The 17,863-nt window shown below is 66.6% G+C and carries 20 protein-coding genes; 9 read left to right on the forward strand and 11 right to left on the reverse strand.

The features are described 5' to 3' along the window. Both L0D16_RS10885 and L0D16_RS10890 read right to left on the reverse strand, forming a co-directional pair. The coding region (locus L0D16_RS10885; protein ID WP_243031923.1) for a ComEA family DNA-binding protein at positions 1 to 299 on the reverse strand (299 nt) is incomplete at its 3' end. Then, the gene (locus tag L0D16_RS10890) at positions 272 to 919 is read right to left on the reverse strand and encodes a YcxB family protein (protein WP_243031924.1); all 648 of its coding nucleotides are present in this window, start codon (positions 917 to 919) and stop codon (positions 272 to 274) included. The genes L0D16_RS10890 and L0D16_RS10885, both read right to left, overlap by 28 nt. Positions 920 to 942: 23 nt before the next feature. Here L0D16_RS10890 and L0D16_RS10895 point away from each other — a divergent pair, with 23 nt between their 5' ends. The 5 genes from L0D16_RS10895 to pfkA all read left to right on the forward strand — a co-directional run bounded on the left by L0D16_RS10895 (position 943) and on the right by pfkA (position 4,477). Beyond that, positions 943 to 1,572: a glycerophosphodiester phosphodiesterase gene (locus L0D16_RS10895; protein ID WP_243031925.1), complete on the forward strand. Its 630-nt coding sequence runs from the start codon at positions 943 to 945 to the stop codon at positions 1,570 to 1,572. A 10-nt stretch (positions 1,573 to 1,582) separates the two neighbouring features. Then, complete coding sequence (locus L0D16_RS10900; RefSeq protein WP_243031926.1) at positions 1,583 to 2,113, forward strand: inorganic diphosphatase; 531 nt, start codon at positions 1,583 to 1,585, stop codon at positions 2,111 to 2,113. An 87-nt stretch (positions 2,114 to 2,200) separates the two neighbouring features. Continuing rightward, a complete protein-coding gene (locus tag L0D16_RS10905; protein ID WP_243031927.1) occupies positions 2,201 to 2,698 on the forward strand; it encodes a TFIIB-type zinc ribbon-containing protein in 498 nt (165 codons plus the stop codon). 1 nt (position 2,699) lies between these two features. Next, a complete protein-coding gene (gene rsmI, locus L0D16_RS10910) occupies positions 2,700 to 3,512 on the forward strand; it encodes a 16S rRNA (cytidine(1402)-2'-O)-methyltransferase (RefSeq protein WP_243031928.1) in 813 nt (270 codons plus the stop codon). Continuing rightward, positions 3,509 to 4,477, forward strand: a complete 969-nt coding sequence (gene pfkA, locus L0D16_RS10915) for a 6-phosphofructokinase (RefSeq protein ID WP_243031929.1) — start codon at positions 3,509 to 3,511, stop codon at positions 4,475 to 4,477. The genes rsmI and pfkA overlap by 4 nt, the downstream gene beginning before the upstream one ends. 6 nt (positions 4,478 to 4,483) lie before the next feature. Here the strand turns inward: pfkA and L0D16_RS10920 are convergent, their stop codons facing one another. The 5 genes from L0D16_RS10920 to L0D16_RS10940 all read right to left on the reverse strand — a co-directional run bounded on the left by L0D16_RS10920 (position 4,484) and on the right by L0D16_RS10940 (position 10,239). After that, entirely contained in the window at positions 4,484 to 4,939 is a 456-nt protein-coding gene (locus L0D16_RS10920) for a hypothetical protein (RefSeq protein ID WP_243031930.1), read from the reverse strand. Positions 4,940 to 4,955: 16 nt separating this feature from the next. Beyond that, positions 4,956 to 7,328 (reverse strand): phenylalanine--tRNA ligase subunit beta, encoded by a 2,373-nt coding sequence (pheT, locus tag L0D16_RS10925; RefSeq protein WP_243031931.1) that lies wholly within the window; start codon positions 7,326 to 7,328, stop codon positions 4,956 to 4,958. Continuing rightward, positions 7,325 to 8,386, reverse strand: a complete 1,062-nt coding sequence (gene pheS, locus L0D16_RS10930; RefSeq protein WP_243031932.1) for a phenylalanine--tRNA ligase subunit alpha — start codon at positions 8,384 to 8,386, stop codon at positions 7,325 to 7,327. Before pheS ends, pheT begins: the two co-directional genes overlap by 4 nt. Positions 8,387 to 8,510: 124 nt before the next feature. Next, positions 8,511 to 9,170, reverse strand: a complete 660-nt coding sequence (locus L0D16_RS10935; protein WP_243031933.1) for a DUF5639 domain-containing protein — start codon at positions 9,168 to 9,170, stop codon at positions 8,511 to 8,513. Positions 9,171 to 9,189: 19 nt separating this feature from the next. Then, a complete protein-coding gene (locus tag L0D16_RS10940) occupies positions 9,190 to 10,239 on the reverse strand; it encodes an MFS transporter (protein ID WP_243031934.1) in 1,050 nt (349 codons plus the stop codon). A gap of 21 nt (positions 10,240 to 10,260) precedes the next feature. On the opposite strand from L0D16_RS10940, the gene L0D16_RS10945 reads away from it, so the two are divergent. The 3 genes from L0D16_RS10945 to L0D16_RS10955 are packed head-to-tail and all read left to right on the forward strand — an operon-like array spanning position 10,261 to position 13,805. After that, positions 10,261 to 12,378 (forward strand): primosomal protein N' family DNA-binding protein, encoded by a 2,118-nt coding sequence (locus tag L0D16_RS10945; RefSeq protein WP_243031935.1) that lies wholly within the window; start codon positions 10,261 to 10,263, stop codon positions 12,376 to 12,378. A gap of 1 nt (position 12,379) precedes the next feature. Then, positions 12,380 to 13,480: an alanine racemase gene (gene alr / locus L0D16_RS10950; RefSeq protein ID WP_243031936.1), complete on the forward strand. Its 1,101-nt coding sequence runs from the start codon at positions 12,380 to 12,382 to the stop codon at positions 13,478 to 13,480. Between the two features lie 4 nt (positions 13,481 to 13,484). Then, positions 13,485 to 13,805 (forward strand): DUF3208 domain-containing protein, encoded by a 321-nt coding sequence (locus tag L0D16_RS10955; RefSeq protein ID WP_243031937.1) that lies wholly within the window; start codon positions 13,485 to 13,487, stop codon positions 13,803 to 13,805. Here the strand turns inward: L0D16_RS10955 and L0D16_RS10960 are convergent. From L0D16_RS10960 to L0D16_RS10975, 4 genes are read right to left on the reverse strand one after another with little or no spacing between them, the layout of a single operon-like run. Beyond that, positions 13,802 to 14,506, reverse strand: a complete 705-nt coding sequence (locus L0D16_RS10960; protein WP_243031938.1) for a glucodextranase DOMON-like domain-containing protein — start codon at positions 14,504 to 14,506, stop codon at positions 13,802 to 13,804. The genes L0D16_RS10955 and L0D16_RS10960 overlap by 4 nt on opposite strands. Before the next feature lie 2 nt (positions 14,507 to 14,508). Further along, on the reverse strand, positions 14,509 to 15,762 hold the full coding sequence (locus L0D16_RS10965; protein ID WP_423247869.1) for a gluconeogenesis factor YvcK family protein: 1,254 nt from the start codon (positions 15,760 to 15,762) through the stop codon (positions 14,509 to 14,511). Next, on the reverse strand, positions 15,743 to 16,564 hold the full coding sequence (rapZ, locus tag L0D16_RS10970; protein WP_243031939.1) for an RNase adapter RapZ: 822 nt from the start codon (positions 16,562 to 16,564) through the stop codon (positions 15,743 to 15,745). The genes L0D16_RS10965 and rapZ overlap by 20 nt, the downstream gene beginning before the upstream one ends. An 8-nt stretch (positions 16,565 to 16,572) precedes the next feature. Next, on the reverse strand, positions 16,573 to 17,367 hold the full coding sequence (locus tag L0D16_RS10975; RefSeq protein ID WP_243031942.1) for a CPBP family intramembrane glutamic endopeptidase: 795 nt from the start codon (positions 17,365 to 17,367) through the stop codon (positions 16,573 to 16,575). A gap of 85 nt (positions 17,368 to 17,452) precedes the next feature. Here L0D16_RS10975 and L0D16_RS10980 point away from each other — a divergent pair, with 85 nt between their 5' ends. Continuing rightward, positions 17,453 to 17,737, forward strand: coding sequence for a hypothetical protein (locus L0D16_RS10980; RefSeq protein WP_243031940.1), 285 nt, complete (start codon positions 17,453 to 17,455; stop codon positions 17,735 to 17,737). The last annotated feature ends 126 nt before the right edge of the window (positions 17,738 to 17,863 follow it).

The raw sequence follows: 17,863 nt of genomic DNA on the forward strand, positions 1-17,863 counted from the left end.
AGGTTTAAACTTGTCCCCGAGAAGCCTTGCTCTTTAGAGCGGGGAGTCGTCACGAGGTCTTCCACACGGGTGTAGGGCCGGCCCTCCACGATCCTCTGGGCCAGCACGGGGCTGACGCCGGGGAGTTCCATGAGCTCCTCGAGGCTGGCCTGGTTGAGGCTAACGGGTTCTGGGGCGGGAGGTTGGAAGGAAACCTCCACCCAGGTTTCCACCTGAACCAGGTGGGGCCGTGGGGCTAGTTTGGGCCAGAGGCTGAGGAGGCCTAGGAGGGCTACTGCGAAGAGGTAGCCAAGGACCATTCCGTCAAGGCCAAACCTAAACCCCCAAGGAGAACGCCGGCCAGCACCCAAGGATCCGCTCCCGGGTTTAGGGCCACGAAGGCCAGGGTGTAGGCCAGGGTTAGGAGGGAAAGGATCTTCAGGGGAAGGGCCAAAGGGTTTCTTCTCCCCTTGGCTTGGGGTACGGGCGCCGGGGGAGGGGATTCCGGCTCCGGGGCCAGTTCCACCGAGTCCCGCTTGGCAGGGGGTTCCTCCTCCCACACCGGGGCCTTAGGGGGCTCGGGAGGTGGTGGGGGGGCTGTTTCCTGGGTAAGGGGGGCCTTGGGAACAGGGGCGGGAGCCGAGGTGGCCTTGCGGGCCCGGGCCACGTGGGGCTTCAGCCCTTCCAAAAAGGCTTTGAGCTCCTCCAGGGGGAAGGCCTTCAGGGGGAGGACCAGGGAATCCCCCTCCCCCTGCACCAGAAGGGTACCGGCCTCGCCTTTGCCCACCCGACGGATCCTGGCCAGCTCCAGGCGTTTCACCCCCGTGTCATCCACCAAGACCAAATGGGCTTCGGTGACGGCCAGAAAGCCACCCGGCCCTTCCAGCTTGGCCAGGGCTTCCTCGCCCAAGCGGGAAAACGCCGCCTCATACTTGCCCATGGCCCCATTGTATACTTCCCCTCGTGCCCCTGCGCTTAGGCCACCGTGGCGCCCCTCATCTGGCCCGGGAAAACACCCTGGAGTCCTTCCGCAAGGCCCTCGAGGCCGGACTGGATGGGTTTGAGCTGGACGTGCACCTGACCCGGGATGGGGTCTTGGTGGTGCACCACGACTTCACCCTGGGGGGAACCCCTTTAAACGGGCTTAGCTTTAGGGAGCTTCCGGCTTATGTGCCCACCCTCGAGGAGGTGCTCCGGGCCTTCCCCGGGGTCTGGATCAACGTGGAGCTGAAGAGCCTCCCTCCGGAAACCGACGGCCGGGAGGAGGCCTTGGCCCGGCTTCTGGCCCGCCATCCCTCGGATAGAATCTGGGTGAGCTCCTTTGATCCCTTGGCCCTGGTGCGGCTTAAACGGCTTGGGGTTGGCCCCTTGGGCCTTCTTTATGGGCACGAGGAGGCAGAGGCCTTGGCCCCCTGCCTCGGGGTGGAATGGGTACACCCCGAGGCCTCCTTGCTCACCCAGGACAGGGTCAGGGAGCTAAAGGCCCGTTACCGAGTGCTGGCTTGGACGGTGAACCGCCGCCAGCAAGCCCAAGAGTTTGCTGCCTGGGGGGTGGATGCCCTGGTCACCGATTTTCCGGAGGTCCTCGTATAATGGGGGGGCTATGGCGAACCTGAAGAGCCTTCCGGTGGGCAAAGGAGCCCCTGAGGTGGTGCACATGGTCATTGAGGTTCCCCGCGGTTCGGGAAACAAGTACGAGTACGACCCCGAGCTGGGGGTGGTCAAGCTGGACCGGGTCCTGCCTGGAGCCCAGTTCTACCCCGGGGACTATGGGTTTATCCCTTCCACCTTGGCGGAGGACGGGGATCCCCTGGATGGCTTGGTGCTTTCCACCTATCCCCTCCTTCCCGGTGTGGTGGTGGAGGTGCGGGTGGTGGGCCTTCTCCTCATGGAGGACGAGAAGGGAGGGGACGCCAAGGTCATCGGGGTGGTGGCCGAGGACCAGCGCCTGGACCACATCCAGGACATCGCCGATGTGCCTGAGGGGGTTAGGCAGGAGATCCAGCACTTCTTTGAAACCTACAAGGCCCTCGAGGCCAAGAAGGGCAAATGGGTCAAGGTAACGGGTTGGCGGGATCGGCAGGCGGCTTTGGAGGAGGTCCGGGCCTGCATCGCCCGCTATCAAGCCCACTAAGAGCTCTCCCCTCAGAATACGAGGCGGGGCCGGGCCGAAGGGCCCGGCCCTTTTTATGCGGCTTACAATGGGGCTAGGAGGATGGCTATGGTCTGCCCGGCGTGTGGTGAAACCCTAGAGCTGGAGGGGTACAAGGCGGGGGACCTCGTGGACTGCGAGGCCTGCGGGGCGGTCTTGCGCCTGCTTTCCGACGGCACCTTGGAGCTGGTGGAGGCCCCCCCCGAGGGGGAAAGGGAGGCCTTGTGGGGGCTTTCCGCCTACGGGGAAGGGGAGGAGGCGGTTCTGGTCTTTTCCGACGGCACCCTGGAAGAGGAGGTGCGCGTATTGAAGGCCGAGCTTCTGGAGGCCCTTCGCCGGCTGGAGGAGGGCATCGGGGAGGAGCCCCCCAAGGAAGCGGAGGACGAGCCCAACCTGGAGCCCGACTACGTGACGGCCCATGTGGAAACCGACCAGGGCCCCATGGCCCTGCGCCGCATCCTTTTCCCGGGAAGCCCGGACCTTCTGGAGTTCACCCTGCCCTCGGGCTCGGTGTACGAGTTCACCTTCCGGGAGGTTCGGGAGCTTTTGAAGCCCGTTCTCCTTTAAGGTGCGCCTGGTCCTGGTCCCCACCCCCATCGGGAACCTCGAGGACATCACCCTAAGGGCCCTAAGGGTCCTGAAGGAGGTGGAGGTGGTGGCCTGCGAGGACACCCGGCGCACCGGGATTCTCCTCCGCCACTATGGCCTCGCTACCCCTACCCTGCGCTTGGACCAGCACACGCTGGGAAAGGCCAAGGAACTCCTTTCCCCTTACGCCTACGTGGCCTACGCCACCGACGCCGGTACCCCAGGCATCTCCGATCCTGGGGCCGAGCTGGTGCGCTTGGCGCTAGAATGGGGCTGGCGGGTGGAAGCCCTTCCGGGCCCCACGGCCCTCATCCCCGCCTTGGTGGCCTCGGGTCTACCCACCCATCGCTTCACCTTTGAAGGCTTTCTGCCAAAAGGTGGCAGGGAACGCAAGGAACGCCTCCAGGCCTTAGCCCGGGAAGGGAGGACCGCGGTGCTCTATGAAAGCCCCCATCGCCTGCACAAGACCCTGGAGGACCTGGCCGAGGTCTATGGTCCGGAGCATCCCGTGGCCGTGGCCCGGGAGATCAGTAAGGTGCACGAGGAGGTCTTCCGCGGGACCTTGGGGGAGGCTCGGAGGCATTTTCGGAACCCCCGGGGCGAGTTCGTTCTGGTGCTGGGGCCTAAGGCCACGCAGCCTGTGGGGGCCCAGCGGGTCTTGGAGGAGCTGAAAGCCCAAGGCCTTGCGGGCAAGGGGCTTTTCCGGGCCCTCCTGGCGAGGGGGGTTCCCAGGAACGAGGCCTATCGCCTGGCCCTGGAAGAGGCGAAGGAATCTGGGGAGGAGGAGGAATGAAACGCATCGGGGTGTTTACTTCCGGGGGCGATGCCCCGGGGATGAATGCGGCCATAAGGGCCGTGGTGCGACAGGCCTATGCCTTGGGTATTGAGGTGATCGGCATCCGCCGCGGGTATGCGGGCATGATCCTGGGGGAGATGGTGCCCTTGGGGGTGCGGGATGTGGCCAACATCCTCCAGCGTGGGGGGACCATCCTCCTCACCGCAAGAAGCCAGGAGTTTCTCACCGAGGAGGGGAGGGCCAAGGCGGCGGAGAAGCTTAAGACGGCGGGGATCGTGGGCCTGGTGGCCATCGGGGGGGATGGGACCTTTCGCGGGGCCATGCGCCTTCTGGAGGAGCACAGGGTTCCCGTGGTGGGGGTTCCGGGCACCATTGACAACGACCTCTACGGCACCGATTACACCATTGGCTTTGACACTGCGGTGAACACGGCCCTCGAGGCCATAGACCGCATCCGGGACACCGCCGCCAGCCACGAGCGGGTCTTCTTCATTGAGGTGATGGGGCGGCATGCCGGCTTCATCGCCTTGGACGTGGGCCTGGCCGGGGGGGCCGAGGTGATCGCCGTACCCGAGGAGCCCGTGGACCCCAGGGCCATCGCCGAGGGGCTTCTGGAGTCCCTGCGCCGGGGCAAGTCCAGCTCCATTGTGGTGGTGGCGGAAGGGGCCTATCCCGGGGGGGCAGCGGGGCTTCTTGCCGCCATAAGGGAGCACGTGCCGGTGGAGGCCCGGGTCACGGTCCTGGGCCATATCCAGCGGGGAGGGAGCCCCACCGCCAAGGACCGCATCCTGGCCAGCCGTTTGGGGGCGGCGGCGGTGGAGGCCCTGGCCGGGGGAACCAGCGGGGTCATGGTGGGGGAGGTGGAGGGGGAGGTGGAGCTCACCCCCCTCAAGGAGGCGGTGGAGCGCAAAAAGGACATCAACCGTGCCCTCTTGGCCCTATCGCGGGTTCTGGCCCTGTAGCTAGCCTTACGGCTCACCTAGGCCTAGGGCCCGCCGCAGCCAGGGGGAGGTCCAGGCCAGGCGGAAGGCCTCCCGGGCGAAGGGGCTTTGGCTTATCCCGTCGTATACCGGGGTGGGAAGGCTTAAGGAGGGGTAGCGAAGGGTTCCGGCGGCGGTCTTTTCCCAGGGGTAGCCGGTCCAGATGGCCAGGGCCAGGAATAGGCCCAACAGGAACCCTCCCAAGGAACCCAGAAGGGCCTCGAGGCCCTGGGAAAGCGAGGGGAGGGGAAGGCTTTTGGCCAGAAGCCCCAGGAGAAGCCCTAGGCCCAGACCCCACCAGGGGCCGACAAGCCCCACCTGGGCCAGGAGGAGGTAGAGCACGACCCCAAGCCCGGCAAAGGCCCCCTGGAGGCCACTCCGGTAACCCCAGGCCAGGCCCACGGCCAGGCTGAGGAGGGCCAGGAGGTCCACCCAGGTGAGCATGGCCTCAGTTTACCCCCTAGCCCCGGATGTCCCACCCCCGGGTCCTTAAGGCGGCCAGGAGACGGACCATGGTCTCCTCCACCTCCTCGTCCTTCAGGGTGCGCTCGGGGTGGCGGAAGCGGAGGTGGAAGGCCAGGCTCTTCTCCCCCTCCCTGAGGGGTGGGCCCTGGTAAAGGTCAAACAGTTGAAGGCTTTCCAGATAGGGTCCTGCCGCTTGGCGAAGAAGGGCCTCTACCTCCCCGTAGGGCGTGGCCTCGGGGACCACCACCGCCAGGTCCCTGAGGGCCAGGGGGTAGCGGGAGGGGTCCTGGAAGCGGAAGGGCTTTTCGGGGAGGGGAAGGACCAGCTCAAAGAGGAAGACCGGGGGAAGCTCCAGGGCCGCGAGGATCTCCGGATGTACCTGGCCCAGGAACCCTTTTTCCTCCCCGGCCACCCGCACCTTCCCCGAAACCCCGGGATGGAGGAAGGGGTAGGGATGGGCCTCCACCCGCAGGTCCAGGCCCAGCCGGTCCAACAAGGCCTCCAGAAGCCCCTTGAGGAGGGGGTACCCTGAAAGCCTATCCCCATGGGGAAGACCAAGGCCATTTCCGAAGAGGAGGCCTGCCAGGTGGGTTTCCTCCCTCACCCACGCTCCCTCCTTCCCAAAAACCTTGCCCACCTCAAAGAGAAGGGCCTTTGGCGGGCGATCCAGGGCCAGGTTTTCCTGGAGGAGCCGGAGGAGGCTGGGGAAGAGGTGGGTCCTCAGGGCGGCCTTCTCCGGGCTCAAGGGGTTTTTGAGGCGCCAGGGGGGTGGGGGCAGGCGGAACAGGGGGGCCTCCTCGGGGTCCATGAAGCTATAGGTGTAGACCTCCTGGAAGCCCAGGCCCGAAAGGAGTTCCCGCAGGCGGCGTTCCCTTTGGTAGGGCCTTTCCACCCCCCGGTTATCGGGGGCGGGGAAGAAAGCGGGAAGGTCCAGGGGGATGCTCTCGTAGCCCTGGATGCGGGCGATCTCCTCCACCAGGTCCTCTTCTAGCTTTAAGTCCAGGCGGCGGCTAGGGGGTGTGACCCGGTAAGGGCCTTCCCCTTCCACCCGGCAGCCCAGGCGCCTTAGGATGGAAAGCTGCACCTCCTCCGGGTACTGGGTGCCGAGGAGCCGGTTGGCGTACTGGGGGCGGAAGGGGATGGGCTCGGGTTCTCTGGGAGTTCCCTCCTCCAGGATCCTCTCCGCCACCCGGGCCCCCGCCAGGGCCTGGAGGAGGCTTAGGGCCCACCTCGCCGCGGGCACCTGGCCCATGGGGTCCACCCCGCGCTCAAAGCGGTAGCTGGCCTCGGTGCGCAGGGCCTGCCGCCGGGCGGTCTTGCGGATGGAAATGGGGTCAAACTGGGCCACCTCGAGGGCGATGGCCTCCGTGTCCTCCCGCACCTCGCTTTCCGCCCCCCCCATGACCCCGGCAAGGCCCAGGGGGAAACTCCTTTCCCCTTGGTAGCCGGCGATCACCAGGTCCTCGGGGTGGAGTTCCCGCTCCACCCCGTCCAGGGTGGTGAGCCTTTCCCCGGGCCGGGCCCTGCGCACCAGGATCCCCTCCCCGATATACCGAAGGTCAAAGGCGTGCATGGGCTGGGCCCGTTCCAGCATCACGTAGTTGGTGACGTCCACCACGTTGCTGATGGGCCGCATGCCGCAGGCAAAAAGGATCCGCTGGAGCCAGATGGGGCTTGGCCCCACCCGGAGGCCGAAGGCATAGGAAAGGGTGAAGTGGGGAGCCCCCTTGGGGTCCTGCACCCGGAGGCCAAAGGGGAGGGGCACGTTTTCCGTTTCCAGCCGCACCTCGGGCAGGACCAAGCCATAGCCCAAGGCATGAAGGTCAAAGGCTAGGCCCAGGATGCCCAGGGCATCCGGGCGGTTGGGGGTGACCTCGATATCCAGCACCACTTCTTCCGGCCAGGCCTCGGCCAAGGGGGTGCCAGGGGGGAGGGCATCGGGCGGGAACTCCAAAAGCCCACCCCCGTACTCCCCCACCCCCAGCTCCTTGGGGGAAAGGGCCATGCCGTGGGAGACCACCCCCTGGATGGTCCTTTCCCCGATGCGGAGTCCCCGCACCTCGGTGCCGGGAAGGGCCAGGGCCACCCCGATCCCCGCACGGGCGTTTTCCGCCCCCGAGACCACCTCCACCACCCTCCCCGCATCCAAGACCAGGCGTTTCAGGCCGGTTCCGGGGAGGGGATGGGCCTCGGTCAGCCCCAAGGGGGTGACCTCGAGGACCCGGGCATAGACCACGCCACCCGGGATCTGGAAGACCTTCTCCATGCGGTCGGTTTCCAAGCCCAAGCCTGCCAGGCGCTCCTCCAGCACCTCAGGGCTTTCCAGCTCGGGTAGGTAGCTTTTAAGCCAGGTAAAGGGCACCTTCATAAAATCCCCCGGAACTGTTCCAAGAACTTAAGCCTTCCCCCGAAGAAGTAGCGAATGTCGGGGATGCCGTAGCGAAGCATGGCCAGGCGCTCTATTCCCAGCCCAAAGGCGAAGCCCGTGACCCCCTGGTAGGCGGGGGGCAGGCCCAGGGACTTTCGGTACTCGTCCACCGCTTGGAAAACCTTGGGGTGGACCATCCCCGCTCCCCCCAGCTCCAGCCACTTTCCTCCCTCAGGCCACCAGATGGCGAACTGGGCCCCGGGTTCCACGAAGGGGAAGTAGATGGGCTGGAAGCGCACCCGGGACTCAGGGCCGTAAAGGGCCTGGGCCAGCTCGTAGATGGCCCCCTTCAGGTGGGCCATGGTGATCCCTTCCCCCACCACCAATCCCTCCAGCTGGTGGAAGACCGCCTCATGGGTGGCGTCCGTCTGCTCAAAGCGGAAGACCCGCCCCGGCACCACGATGCGGAAAGGGGGGGTGTGGGCCACCATGTAGCGCACCTGCATGGGCGAGGTGTGGGTGCGCAAGAGGAGCCTTCCCCGCACCTCCTCCCCCAAGGGTCCGGGAAGGCCGTGCTCTTCCCCTTCCAGCCAGAAGGTGTCCCACATGTCCCGCGCCGGGTGGTGTTCGGGGATGTTCAGGGCGTCAAAGTTGAAGAACTCGCTTTCCACCTCGGGGCCTTCCACCGCCTGGTAACCCAAGGAGCGGAAGATCTCCACCAGCTCCCGTTCCATGAGGGTGATGGGGTGGAGGCCCCCCACAAAGGTTTCCACCCCAGGCAAGGACACGTCCAGACGCTCCTTTTCCAGGGTCCTCTTCAGCTCCTCCTCCACCAAAGCCCTTTCCCGCTCCTCCAGGGCCCTGGCAATGGCCTCCTTAAGGGCGTTCAGGATCTGGCCCTTTTCTTTCCTTTCCTCCAGGGGAAGGCGGGAGAGGGCCTTCATCTCCTGGGTGAGGAGGCCTTTTTTGCCCAGGTAGCGGGCCTTTAGGGCCTTGAGGGCCTCGAGGTCTTGGGCTTCCCGGATGGCGGCTAGGGCTTCTTGCTCGAGCTCCCGCATCCCTTAGAGAATACCGTGCCCTATCCCCGGCGGGGGGAGGGTGGGGCAAGGGGATGGCGGCAGCCTCCCGCGCCCCCGGATAGGCCGAGGAGTCCCTTTCCCCCCGCTTGGGCCATGGGGGAACCTAAAGGGCCTGGGCCAGCTTCCGGAAGACCTCGGGAGGCTCCGGGGCCCCGCCCCCATCCGCCCAGGAAAAGCGGAGGTCCTTCAGGGGGCCCTCTCCCACCCCCATCCCTTGGGGGAAGAGGGGACGCAGGTCCAAGGGCTTGGCCTCCTCCCCGGCAAAGGCCTCTTGGAGGCGGGCCACCTCCTTTTCGTGGCCAAAGTGAAAGACGTAAAGCCACCAACTGCCCCCCTCCAGGAGGGCAAAGAGGAAGCGCGGGGTGGGGGCCAGTTGGGGAAACTCCCCGGTGAAGGGCCTTTTCAAAAAGGCCGAGGCCCGCCCCGGCCGCAGGCGGAAGACCACCTCGAGGGCCTCGCCCAAAAGCCCAAAACTTCCCACAAAAGGCCGCACCAGGTCATAGCCCTGCACGTTCTTCACCACCACTCCCCCGGCCCGCACCACCCGGCCCTTGGGGGTTTTGAAGGTAAGGCCCAATACTTCCCCCGGAAAGAAAAAGGTCTGGCCAAACCCTCCCCGTTCCACAAGCCCCCCCACCCCCCCGGGGAGCTCCACCGGGGGAAAGGGAGGGTAAAGCCCGCTCCCGGCAAGCCTTCCATAGACCGCAAGAAGCCCGGCCTCCGCAGGGGCCACCAGGTACTGGTCGGCGGCGTGAAGCTCCATGGGGTTATGCTACGGGACCTCAGCGCACGGGAGCCAGGCAAAGGGCCCAAAGGGCTAATCCCACGGCCACCGCCACCGCCAGGGGGAAGCTGTGGAGAAAAAAGGGATAGAGAAGGCCTGCCAGGGTGCCCCCCAGGTAAAAGGCGGCCACATAGGTGCCGCTTACCCCGGCCCCCCTTCTTCCCGCCGTTCCGGAAACCAGGCTTTGGGCGGTGAAGAGGGCGGCCATCAACAGGGCAAATCCCAGGATTAGGGAAGGAGGGGGAAGGAACATAAGGCCAAGGCCCAGAAGCACTCCGAAAAAGGCCAGGCGGAAGGTGGCCACTCCCCCGAACCGGTTGGCCAGAAGGCCCGAAAGGGCGCTTCCCGGGATGCCGAGGAGATAGGCCAGGTACACGAGGCCCACCTCCCCCGGACGGAATCCCAGCTCAAGGAGACGATAGGGCAGGAGGTTGGCCAGGAAGAGGTTCAGGAAAAGGAGGATGGCCCCCACCAGGTAAAGGGGAAAGGCCTGGAGGTCGTATTGTGGCCGTCCCAAGGTGGGAAGCCCTCTTGGGGTGCGGAGCAGAAGGAGGCCGAGAAAAAGCGCAGGCAAGGAGAGGAGCAAGAGGCTTCCCCTCACTCCCACGGCCTCGGCCAGGAGCCCCGCCAGCACCCGGCCCATACCCCCGCCCAGAACGTTTCCCGCCATGTACACCCCGGCCATCTCCCAGGCCCTTTGCGGGAAAAGGAGGGGGATGAGGGCGATGGCCAAGGCGGGCACCAAGGCGGCCCCCACCCCCTGGAGGAGGCGGCCTAGGGTCCAGAGGAAAAGGCTTGGGCTTAGGGCTCCCAAGGCGCCTCCCAGCCCCACCAAAAGCAGCCCTCCCCCCAACAGGGTTCCGGCGGGCAGGCCCAGCCGGGGCACCAGGGGGGAGAGGAGGACCAAAAGCAGCAGGGGTAGGCCCATGCCTGGCCCCGCGGCTCCGGGAGGAGCCGCGAAGAGCCCTTCCAAAAGGGGAAGCAGGGGCACCACCGCATAGAGGGCGCTATAGAGGGCTACCCCGGAGAGCACCACCGCCCACCGCATCCCCCTTATCCTATGGGCAGCATGCGCCTTCTTCAGGTGGCCTTGCCCCTGCCCCTTCCCCCCATGACCTACCTACCCCCCTTGGACCGGGGGGAAGAGGAGGCCTTGGGCAAGCGGGTGGCGGTGCCCTGGCGGGGGGAGGTGCGGGTGGGGGTGGTGGTGGGGGAAGGAGGCAGGCCGAGCCATGCCTTGCGGCACGCCATCGCCTATCTGGACTCGAGGCCCTATTTGCGCCCGGAGGAGATCCTTTTCCTGGAGGAAGCGGCCCGCTACCTCTTTGCCCCCTTGGGCCAGGTGCTGGCCGACTTCCTGCCCCCTTTCCCTGAGCTTAGGCACCGGGTCCGCCTTTACCCTGGGGCGGACCCTGGCCTTTTGCCCCAGGGCTTGGAGGGCCTCACCACCTGGCAGGAGGCCAAGGGGTTTGACCCCAAGCTGTTGGATTACCTGCGGGAGGCTGGGGTTTTAGAGGAGGAGGTGGCCTTTAAGGAGGGGAGACGGGTCCTTCTCCCCTTGAAGGAACACCATCCCGAGCCGGTGTTGGATGGGGTCTTGCAGGTGCTCCGCTCCTTGGGCCAGGCGGAAAGCCTGGCGGCCTTGGCCCGGGCCGCCGGGGTGGGGGTAGGCCGGGTGAAGAGGCTTCTCGCCGAAGGGTACATCGGCTACGGACCTCCCCGGGAGGTTTCCCATCCGGGCAAGCCCCTGGAACCCCTTTTCCTTCCGGAAAGGCCCGAGAGGCTGAACGGGGGAAGGCTGGGGGAGAGGATGCGCTTTCTGGCGGGCCTGGTGGCCAAGGGAAACCACCTGGTGCTCTTCCCCGAGGTGAGCCTTCTGGAACGGTTCCTTCTTCACTTCCCCCAGGCCAAGCCCTACCACGGGGGCCTGGCTCGGGAAGCGCGGGAGGCCCTTTTCCGGCGGGCTGAGGGCTTGATTTTCGCCACCTATGGCGGGCTACTCCTCCCCTTCACCCCGGATTCCTTGGTGGTGGTGGAGGAGGGGAGCGAAAGCTACAAGCTTCCCTCGGGAACCCGGGCCTTTGTGCCTCCTCTGGCGGAGCTCCGGGCCCGGCTTCTCGGGGTCCCCCTCACCTACCTTTCCCTGGTGCCTGCGGTGGAGGTCTTGGAAAAGCCGGGCCTGGCCTTTCCCGTGCCCAAGCCCCGGGTTCTCCTGGTGGACCTAAGGCGGGAGAAGGGGTATCCCCTTGCGGGCAGGGCCTGGGCCCTTCTAGAGCAGGTGCAGGAGAAGGGGCGGCAGGCCTTGGTCCTTTCCCCCCGCCTGGGGTATAGCGCCCTCCTCCTTTGCGCGGATTGCGGCTTCAAGCCCACCTGCCCCAACTGCGCCCTTCCCTTGCGCTACCACAAGGGGGGAAGGGGGGAGCTGGTCTGCCACCAGTGTGGCCACCGGGAGCCTCCCCCGGCCCTTTGCCCAGGGTGTGGCTCCCCCCTCCTCGAGCCCAAGGGGCCAGGGCTGGAGTGGTTGCGGGAGGAGCTAAGCGGCCGCCTTTCCCTACCCGTGTACCGCTACTCCAAGGAGGCAAAGGATGACCTGGGCCCTCTCCTTGGGGGGGAACCCGGGGTGGTGGTGGGCACCACCGCCCTCCTCCGGGGCCCGGTTCTCCCGGAGCTGGCCTTGGTTCTCCTGCCCTATGCCGACGGTTTCCTCTACGATTCGGATTTCCGCGCCGCCGAGCGGTACCATCGCCTGCTTTGGGCCCTCACCGAGCTTAGGCCGGGGCGGAGGCCCCTTCTGGTCCTCCAGACCTACACGCCCGACCACCCTGCCCACCAGGCGCTTTTAGAGGGGAGCGTGGAGGTTTTCCCCTGGAGGGAAAAGGCCCTGCGGGAGGCCTTGGACTACCCTCCCAAGGTGCGCATGGTGAAGCTGGAGGTGGCCCACCGCAAGGAGGAGCGGGCCCTCGAGGAGGCCTACGCCCTCCTCTCTGCCCTAAAGGGCGTGGCCCGGGAGGGGGAGGTGCTGGGCCCGGCCCCGGCCCCGGTGCCCCGGGTCAAGGGGATGTACATCTTCCACCTTCTCCTAAAGGGAAGCACGGAGCGGCTTGGGGAACTCCTTTCCCGCTTGGACCGCCGCCGTTTTAAGCTGGACCCGGATCCCCACCGCTTTGTGGGGCTTCTGGAGGACTAGCATGGGTCACGCCACAGCCCACCTCGAGGCCCGGGCTTGGATAGAGGTGGACCTGAAGGCCCTGGAGGCCAACTGGCTTTTCCTTAGAGCCCAGGCCAGGGGAGAGGTGATCCCCGTCCTCAAGGCGGAGGCCTACGGGCATGGGGCCTTGCCCCTGGCCCGCTTCCTCTTCCAGAGGGGAGCGAAGCGGGTGGCGGTGGCCACGCTGGGGGAGGGAAGGGCCTTGAGGCAAGGGGGGGTGGAAGGCGAGGTCTTGCTCCTGGGAAGCCTCCACCCCCTGGAGGCGGAAGCGGCCTTGCGCCTGGGCCTGGTGCCCACCCTTTCCACCCTCGAGGCGGCCAGGGCCCTTTCGCAGAGGGCTTCGGCCTTGGGCCTAACCCCCAGGGCCCACCTCAAGGTGGACACGGGGATGAACCGGGTGGGCTTTCCCTGGGAGGAGGCCAGGGAGGCCCTACGGGCGGTGGAAGCCTTGGGGGTGAGGGTGGAGGGGATCTACAGCCACCTGGCCACTGCCGGGGAGGACCAGGCCTTCGTGGAGGTGCAAAGGAGCCGCTTCCAAAGGGTGCGGGAGGCGTTGGGAGGAGGGTACTTCTACCACCTGGAAAACTCCCACGGGCTTCTCCTGCACGGGGGGGAGAACGTCCGGGTGGGCCTGGCCCTCTATGGCCTCATCCCCGGCTTCGGGCTAAAGCCCCTCCTCCGCCTCCTGGCCCGGCCCACCCTGGTGAAAAGGCTCAAGGCGGGCGACCGGGTGGGGTACGGCGGGGAGTATGTGGCCCAAGGGGGGGAGTGGCTCCTTACCCTGCCTGTGGGCTATGCCGATGGCCTCCCCCGGGGGGCGGTGCGCTTTGTGAAGGGGCCTGAGGGGGGTCTTTACCCGGTGGCGGGCCGCATCTCCATGGATCAGACCACGGTCCTGGCCCCCGGGCCCTGGCCCCTGGACGCGGTCTTGGAGGTGGTCTCCCCGGACTTTGGCCCCACGGGGCTTTGCGCCTGGGCCGAAGCCCGGGGCACCATCCCCTACGAGGTGGCGGTGCACCTTTCCCGCCGGCTTCCGAGGGTCTACCGCTACGGTGAGGAGGTGCGGGAGGTTCTAGACTGAGCGGGTGCAAGCGGTGCGGCTTTTTCAGGGCTACCTCTGGCACCCCAGGGAGGCCCCCTTGGACCTGAAAACCCTCCTTCCCCAGGAGGTGGAGGGGGCTAGGCTTCTCCTGGACGAGGTGCCGCCCCCCACCCCCTTTTTCCAGGACGGCACCCCCACCCACAGCCAGCGCTTCTACCAGCTCACCCTGCTGGTCCTGGCGGAAGAACCCCCGGAGGCCCTCAAGCCCTTGGCGGAGGGCCTGGCCCCCATCCTCCAGGGGATACTGGGGGGCCTTCCCCAGGGGGTGGGCTGGCTTCTTCTGGAGGACTTGCGCCCCCTTTAACCCTTGCGGAGGAGGAAGGCCAGGAGGAGGGAAACCCCGCCTAGGGCGAAGGCCAGAAGGCTTTCCCTCTTGAGGGCGAACCCCTGGGGCCTGAGGGGTTTCAGAAGGCCGGTCTGGTAGGCCCGCACCTGTTCCAGGGGGTCCTGGGCCAACAGGTCCACCGCTGGGGGACTTCCCGGAGGAGCCCCCAGGGTCCACGGGCCCCCCTCCGGGCTTGTGGGGCGCAGGTACCAGGGGGCAAAGGGGTCAAAGAGGCCCACGGCCCCGTAGTAGCCGTAGGGCTTGGGGGGGAGTTCGGTGTCCACCGCCACCCACTCCCCTTCCCGCCACACCCTCACCGGCTTCCGCTCCCCGGTGGGGCTTCGCTTCTCCCCCCCGAACCCCGTGAGCACGTAGGCCACCTCAAACCCTTGGCCAGGAGGCGTGGAAAGCCCCGGGAGCAGGCGTTCTTCGCCCCCTTCCCCCGTGTCCAGCCACAGGACCACCGTGGCCAGGCTGAAGCCCAGGGGCCCCTGGAGGGGATTGGGGTAGCGGCTCAGGCGCACCTTGAGGACCAGCCTCCCTTCCCGTTCCTCCCCCGCCAGGGCCAGGAGGTCGGCATACCCCTCCCCGGCCTCCTGGAAGAGGGCGGCCCGGGGATAGAGGTAGGCCAGGCCCTGATCGTCGCCCAAGGGGTCTTGGAAGAGGAAGAGCACGGCCATCTTTATACCAGGGATAAAAGGGCCTTTACCACCTTTTCCGGGTCGTGCTGGGCCAAAAGGCCCTTCTCCCGGAAATCCCCGGCGATCACCCGCACCCCGTCCACGGCGAAGGGCCTGGGATCAAAGGCCACGGGAAAGCGCCCCTCCTGGGCGTAGCGGCTAAGGACCTCCTCGGGAATGGGGGCGGTGTGCACCAGGACCGCCTGGGGCCTCCGGCCCAGGTGGTAGGCGATGGCCTTGTAGTGGTCGTAAGCGGTGTAGCCCTCGGTTTCCCCGGGCTCGGTCATGAGGTTCACCACGTAGACCAGGGGGGCCTTGGCCCGGGCTAAGGCCTCCAGGAGGGGTTTGGGCAGGAAGCTGGGGATGACGCTGGTGTATAGGCTTCCCGGTCCCAGGACCAGGAGGTCCGCCTGGTGGATGGCCTGGAGGGCCTCCTCCATAACCCTTAGGGGTTCGGGTTCCAGGAAGACCTCCCGGATTTGCCCCCTTTTCTCCCGGATGGCCACCTCCCCCACCACCTCGGATCCGTCCCGAAAGCGGGCCTTAAGCCGCACCGCCTCGGGGGTGGCGGGAAGGACCTGGCCCCTCAGCTGCAGGATGGCGTTGGCCTCGAGGATGGCCTGGGCGAAGTCCTTGGCTTCCTGGTTCAGGGTCAAGAGGAACAGGTTGCCGAAGGTGTGGCCCTTGAGCTCCCCCTCCTGGAAACGGTGGTGGAGCAGCTTAGGCAAAGCGGGATGGTCGGAAAGGGCCGCCAGGCAGTCCACCAGGTCCCCCACCGCCGGTAGGCCAAAGGCAGCTCTAAGCCGGCCCGTGGAGCCTCCGTCGTCGGTCACCGCCACGATGGCGGTGGTGTTGGCCGTGTGCTCCTTTAGGCCCCTAAGCACCCGGGAAAGCCCGGTGCCGCCGCCAAAGGCCACCACCTTGGGCCCTTGCTCCAGCCTTCTTCGCACATAGACCCGTTCCGGCACCTCCTCGGGCTCGGTGAAGGCGGAGAGCATGCTGCGGTTCATGCTCCTTATCCCCCCCACCAGGAGGAGGAGGCCCAGGAGGATCAAGACCCAGGCCCCAGGTTCCGGGGGTGGGGGTGGGAGGAAGCGGGCGAGGCCGTAGGCGGTAAGAAGGACCCCGAGGCCCGCCAAGGCTGCGTAGCGCTTCACCCGCATTCCCGGGTAAAGCCAACGAAGGGGGGGAAAGCGCCGGGCGAGCCCTTTGGCCCCCCGGGAGAATCCCAGGGGCTTACTCCTCCTTGTCCACATCCCGGTGGTTCACCTCCACCCGGAAGCGGCTTGCGAGCTCTTCGGCCAGCCGTTCCGCCACCGCCACGCTCCGGTGCCTTCCCCCGGTGCACCCCACGGCCACGGTGTAAAAGGCCCTTCCCTCCGCCTTGGCTCCTTCTGCCGCCAGCCCCACCACCGCCAGAAGGGCCCGGTAGTAGGGTTCGTGCTCCTCCCGGAACACGTAGGCCTGGACCTCGGGGGCCAGCCCCGTTTTGGGCTTCAGGGCAGGGTCGTAATGGGGGTTGGGCAGGGGGCGCACGTCCAGGACCAGATCCGCCTCCTGGGGCGGACCCCACTTGAAGCCGAAGGAGATGAGGCGCAAAAGGAAGCCCGCCTCCTCCCCCAGAAAGCGCACCAAGGCTTCCTTAAGGGCCCTGGGGGAAAGCTCCGAGGTGTCCAGGACCAGGTGGGCCCGGGCCCTTAAGGGGCCCAGGATGCGGCGCTCCTCCCCGATCTCCCGCATGAGGTTGCCTGCCCCTAAGGGGTGGACCCTCCGGGTCAGGTTGTAGCGGCGGAGGAGCACCTCGGGGCGGGCCTCGAGGTAGACCACCGTGGGCTTGAGCCCGTCCAAGGCCGTTTCCAAATCCCCAAAGAAGGCCAGGGCCCGGGCGTCCAGCACCACCCCCGCCCGCTCCACCCCCTTCCCGCCCAGCTCCTGCAAAAGGGCGGGCCACAGGCCTGGGGGAAGGTTATCCACCATGAAGTAGCCCAGGTCCTCCAAAAAGCCCTTGGCCGTGGTCTTGCCCGCCCCGGATAGCCCCGAAAGCACCAGAAACCGCATCCCCTTGACTATACCCGCCTCCTCAGCCAGAGGTTGAAGAGGGAGAGCAGGAAAAGCCCGGGAAGCCCTACCACTCCGGTGAGGAGGTCGTGGGTGCGCTCCACCAAAAGGAGGGATAGGCCGGCGATGGCGTTTAAGGTGCCGTGGAGGAGGGCTGCGGCCAATACCGAGCCTCCCTTTTCCCGCACCCAAAGGAGGACGGGGGTTAAGGCCAGGGTGAAGAGGATCATCATGGGAACCCCGAGAAGGGGCTCCCTGGGGTAGTTGTGGCCGGCCAGGATGAGGGGGGCGTGCCATAGGCCCCACCAGAAGCCGATCTCCAGGCTGGCGGGCCAGAAACCCCTTTCCCGGAGCTTTTCCCAAAGGTATCCCCGCCACATGAGCTCCTCCCCCAAGGCGGCCAGGAGGTTCACCGTGGCCCCCGCCACCAGGGCGGAGAGGATCAAGGCCAGGGGCAGGAGCCTCCAGAAGGCTTCGGGGATCCCTGGGGCGGCTTCCGGGGGGATGGTGGACCGGAGGGCATCCAAGCCCTGCCAGGTGCCAAAGGGAAGGCTCAAGGGGATGGAAAGGAGGGTGAGGGCCACGGGAAAGAGCCAGGCGAAAAGCCAGTAGGGGTTGGGCTTTAAGGCCAGGGGCAGGTGCAGCCCTTCCTTACGGGCAAAGTAAAGGGCCACCAGGCCGGGAACCCACATGTAAAGGAGGCTGAAGGCCAGGTAGGCAGGGGTATCCACCCTTCCGCCCCCCAGGTAAAAGGCCAAGAAGGCTCCCCAGGAAAGGCCTAGGGTCCAGAAGAGGGCTTGCATAGGCTTTTCCATCTTATTCCTCGAGGGCCCTTGGCCCAGGCTCCGGGCCAAAGGGGCCCACTCCACTAGGCCATAATGGTGTTGCATGAAGGCCATGACCTTCTGGGTCAAGCCGCAAAGTTCCATTGAGGCCCTGCCCGAGGCCAAAGAGCTGGTGCAGGACCTTCTGGAACTCTTTTACGAGTACTTCCCCGAGTACGAGGGCTGCCTGGCTTTTTCCCAGTCTCCGAGGAGGCCCCGCTACCTCTTCCTCTACATGGAAGGTCCCTGCGGGGGGCTTCTGCCCTCAGCGGCCCTTTTCCTGAAAGACCTATTGCAAACCGCCTTCCCCGGGGCCGAGGTTAGGGTGTACGGGAAGCCTTGGCCTTAGAGAAAAGGGGGGTGTGGGGGGCTACAATCCCCCGGTTTGCAAACCCGGGATACATGGACCTCCCACGTCCGCCAGGTTCATTTGGAGCAGGGGCTCCAAGGCGGCAGACGTGCTACCATGGGATGG

It is taken from the genome of Thermus altitudinis, assembly GCF_022760835.1.
Lineage (GTDB): Bacteria > Deinococcota > Deinococci > Deinococcales > Thermaceae > Thermus > Thermus altitudinis.

Excerpts from the sequence above, each read along its gene's own strand:
- L0D16_RS10905 (WP_243031927.1), top strand. The coding sequence starts at position 2,201 with ATGGTCTGCCCGGCGTGTGGTGAAACCCTAGAGCTGGAGGGGTACAAG.
- pheS (WP_243031932.1), bottom strand. The coding sequence starts at position 8,386 with ATGCGGGAGCTCGAGCAAGAAGCCCTAGCCGCCATCCGGGAAGCCCAA.
- L0D16_RS10975 (WP_243031942.1), bottom strand. The coding sequence starts at position 17,367 with ATGCAAGCCCTCTTCTGGACCCTAGGCCTTTCCTGGGGAGCCTTCTTG.
- rapZ (WP_243031939.1), bottom strand. The coding sequence starts at position 16,564 with ATGCGGTTTCTGGTGCTTTCGGGGCTATCCGGGGCGGGCAAGACCACG.
- alr (WP_243031936.1), top strand. The coding sequence starts at position 12,380 with ATGGGTCACGCCACAGCCCACCTCGAGGCCCGGGCTTGGATAGAGGTG.
- L0D16_RS10945 (WP_243031935.1), top strand. The coding sequence starts at position 10,261 with ATGCGCCTTCTTCAGGTGGCCTTGCCCCTGCCCCTTCCCCCCATGACC.
- L0D16_RS10890 (WP_243031924.1), bottom strand. The coding sequence starts at position 919 with ATGGGCAAGTATGAGGCGGCGTTTTCCCGCTTGGGCGAGGAAGCCCTG.
- L0D16_RS10900 (WP_243031926.1), top strand. The coding sequence starts at position 1,583 with ATGGCGAACCTGAAGAGCCTTCCGGTGGGCAAAGGAGCCCCTGAGGTG.
- L0D16_RS10920 (WP_243031930.1), bottom strand. The coding sequence starts at position 4,939 with ATGCTCACCTGGGTGGACCTCCTGGCCCTCCTCAGCCTGGCCGTGGGC.
- L0D16_RS10980 (WP_243031940.1), top strand. The coding sequence starts at position 17,453 with ATGAAGGCCATGACCTTCTGGGTCAAGCCGCAAAGTTCCATTGAGGCC.
- L0D16_RS10960 (WP_243031938.1), bottom strand. The coding sequence starts at position 14,506 with ATGGCCGTGCTCTTCCTCTTCCAAGACCCCTTGGGCGACGATCAGGGC.
- L0D16_RS10965 (WP_423247869.1), bottom strand. The coding sequence starts at position 15,762 with ATGTGGACAAGGAGGAGTAAGCCCCTGGGATTCTCCCGGGGGGCCAAA.
- L0D16_RS10940 (WP_243031934.1), bottom strand. The coding sequence starts at position 10,239 with ATGCGGTGGGCGGTGGTGCTCTCCGGGGTAGCCCTCTATAGCGCCCTC.
- L0D16_RS10935 (WP_243031933.1), bottom strand. The coding sequence starts at position 9,170 with ATGGAGCTTCACGCCGCCGACCAGTACCTGGTGGCCCCTGCGGAGGCC.
- pheT (WP_243031931.1), bottom strand. The coding sequence starts at position 7,328 with ATGAAGGTGCCCTTTACCTGGCTTAAAAGCTACCTACCCGAGCTGGAA.
- pfkA (WP_243031929.1), top strand. The coding sequence starts at position 3,509 with ATGAAACGCATCGGGGTGTTTACTTCCGGGGGCGATGCCCCGGGGATG.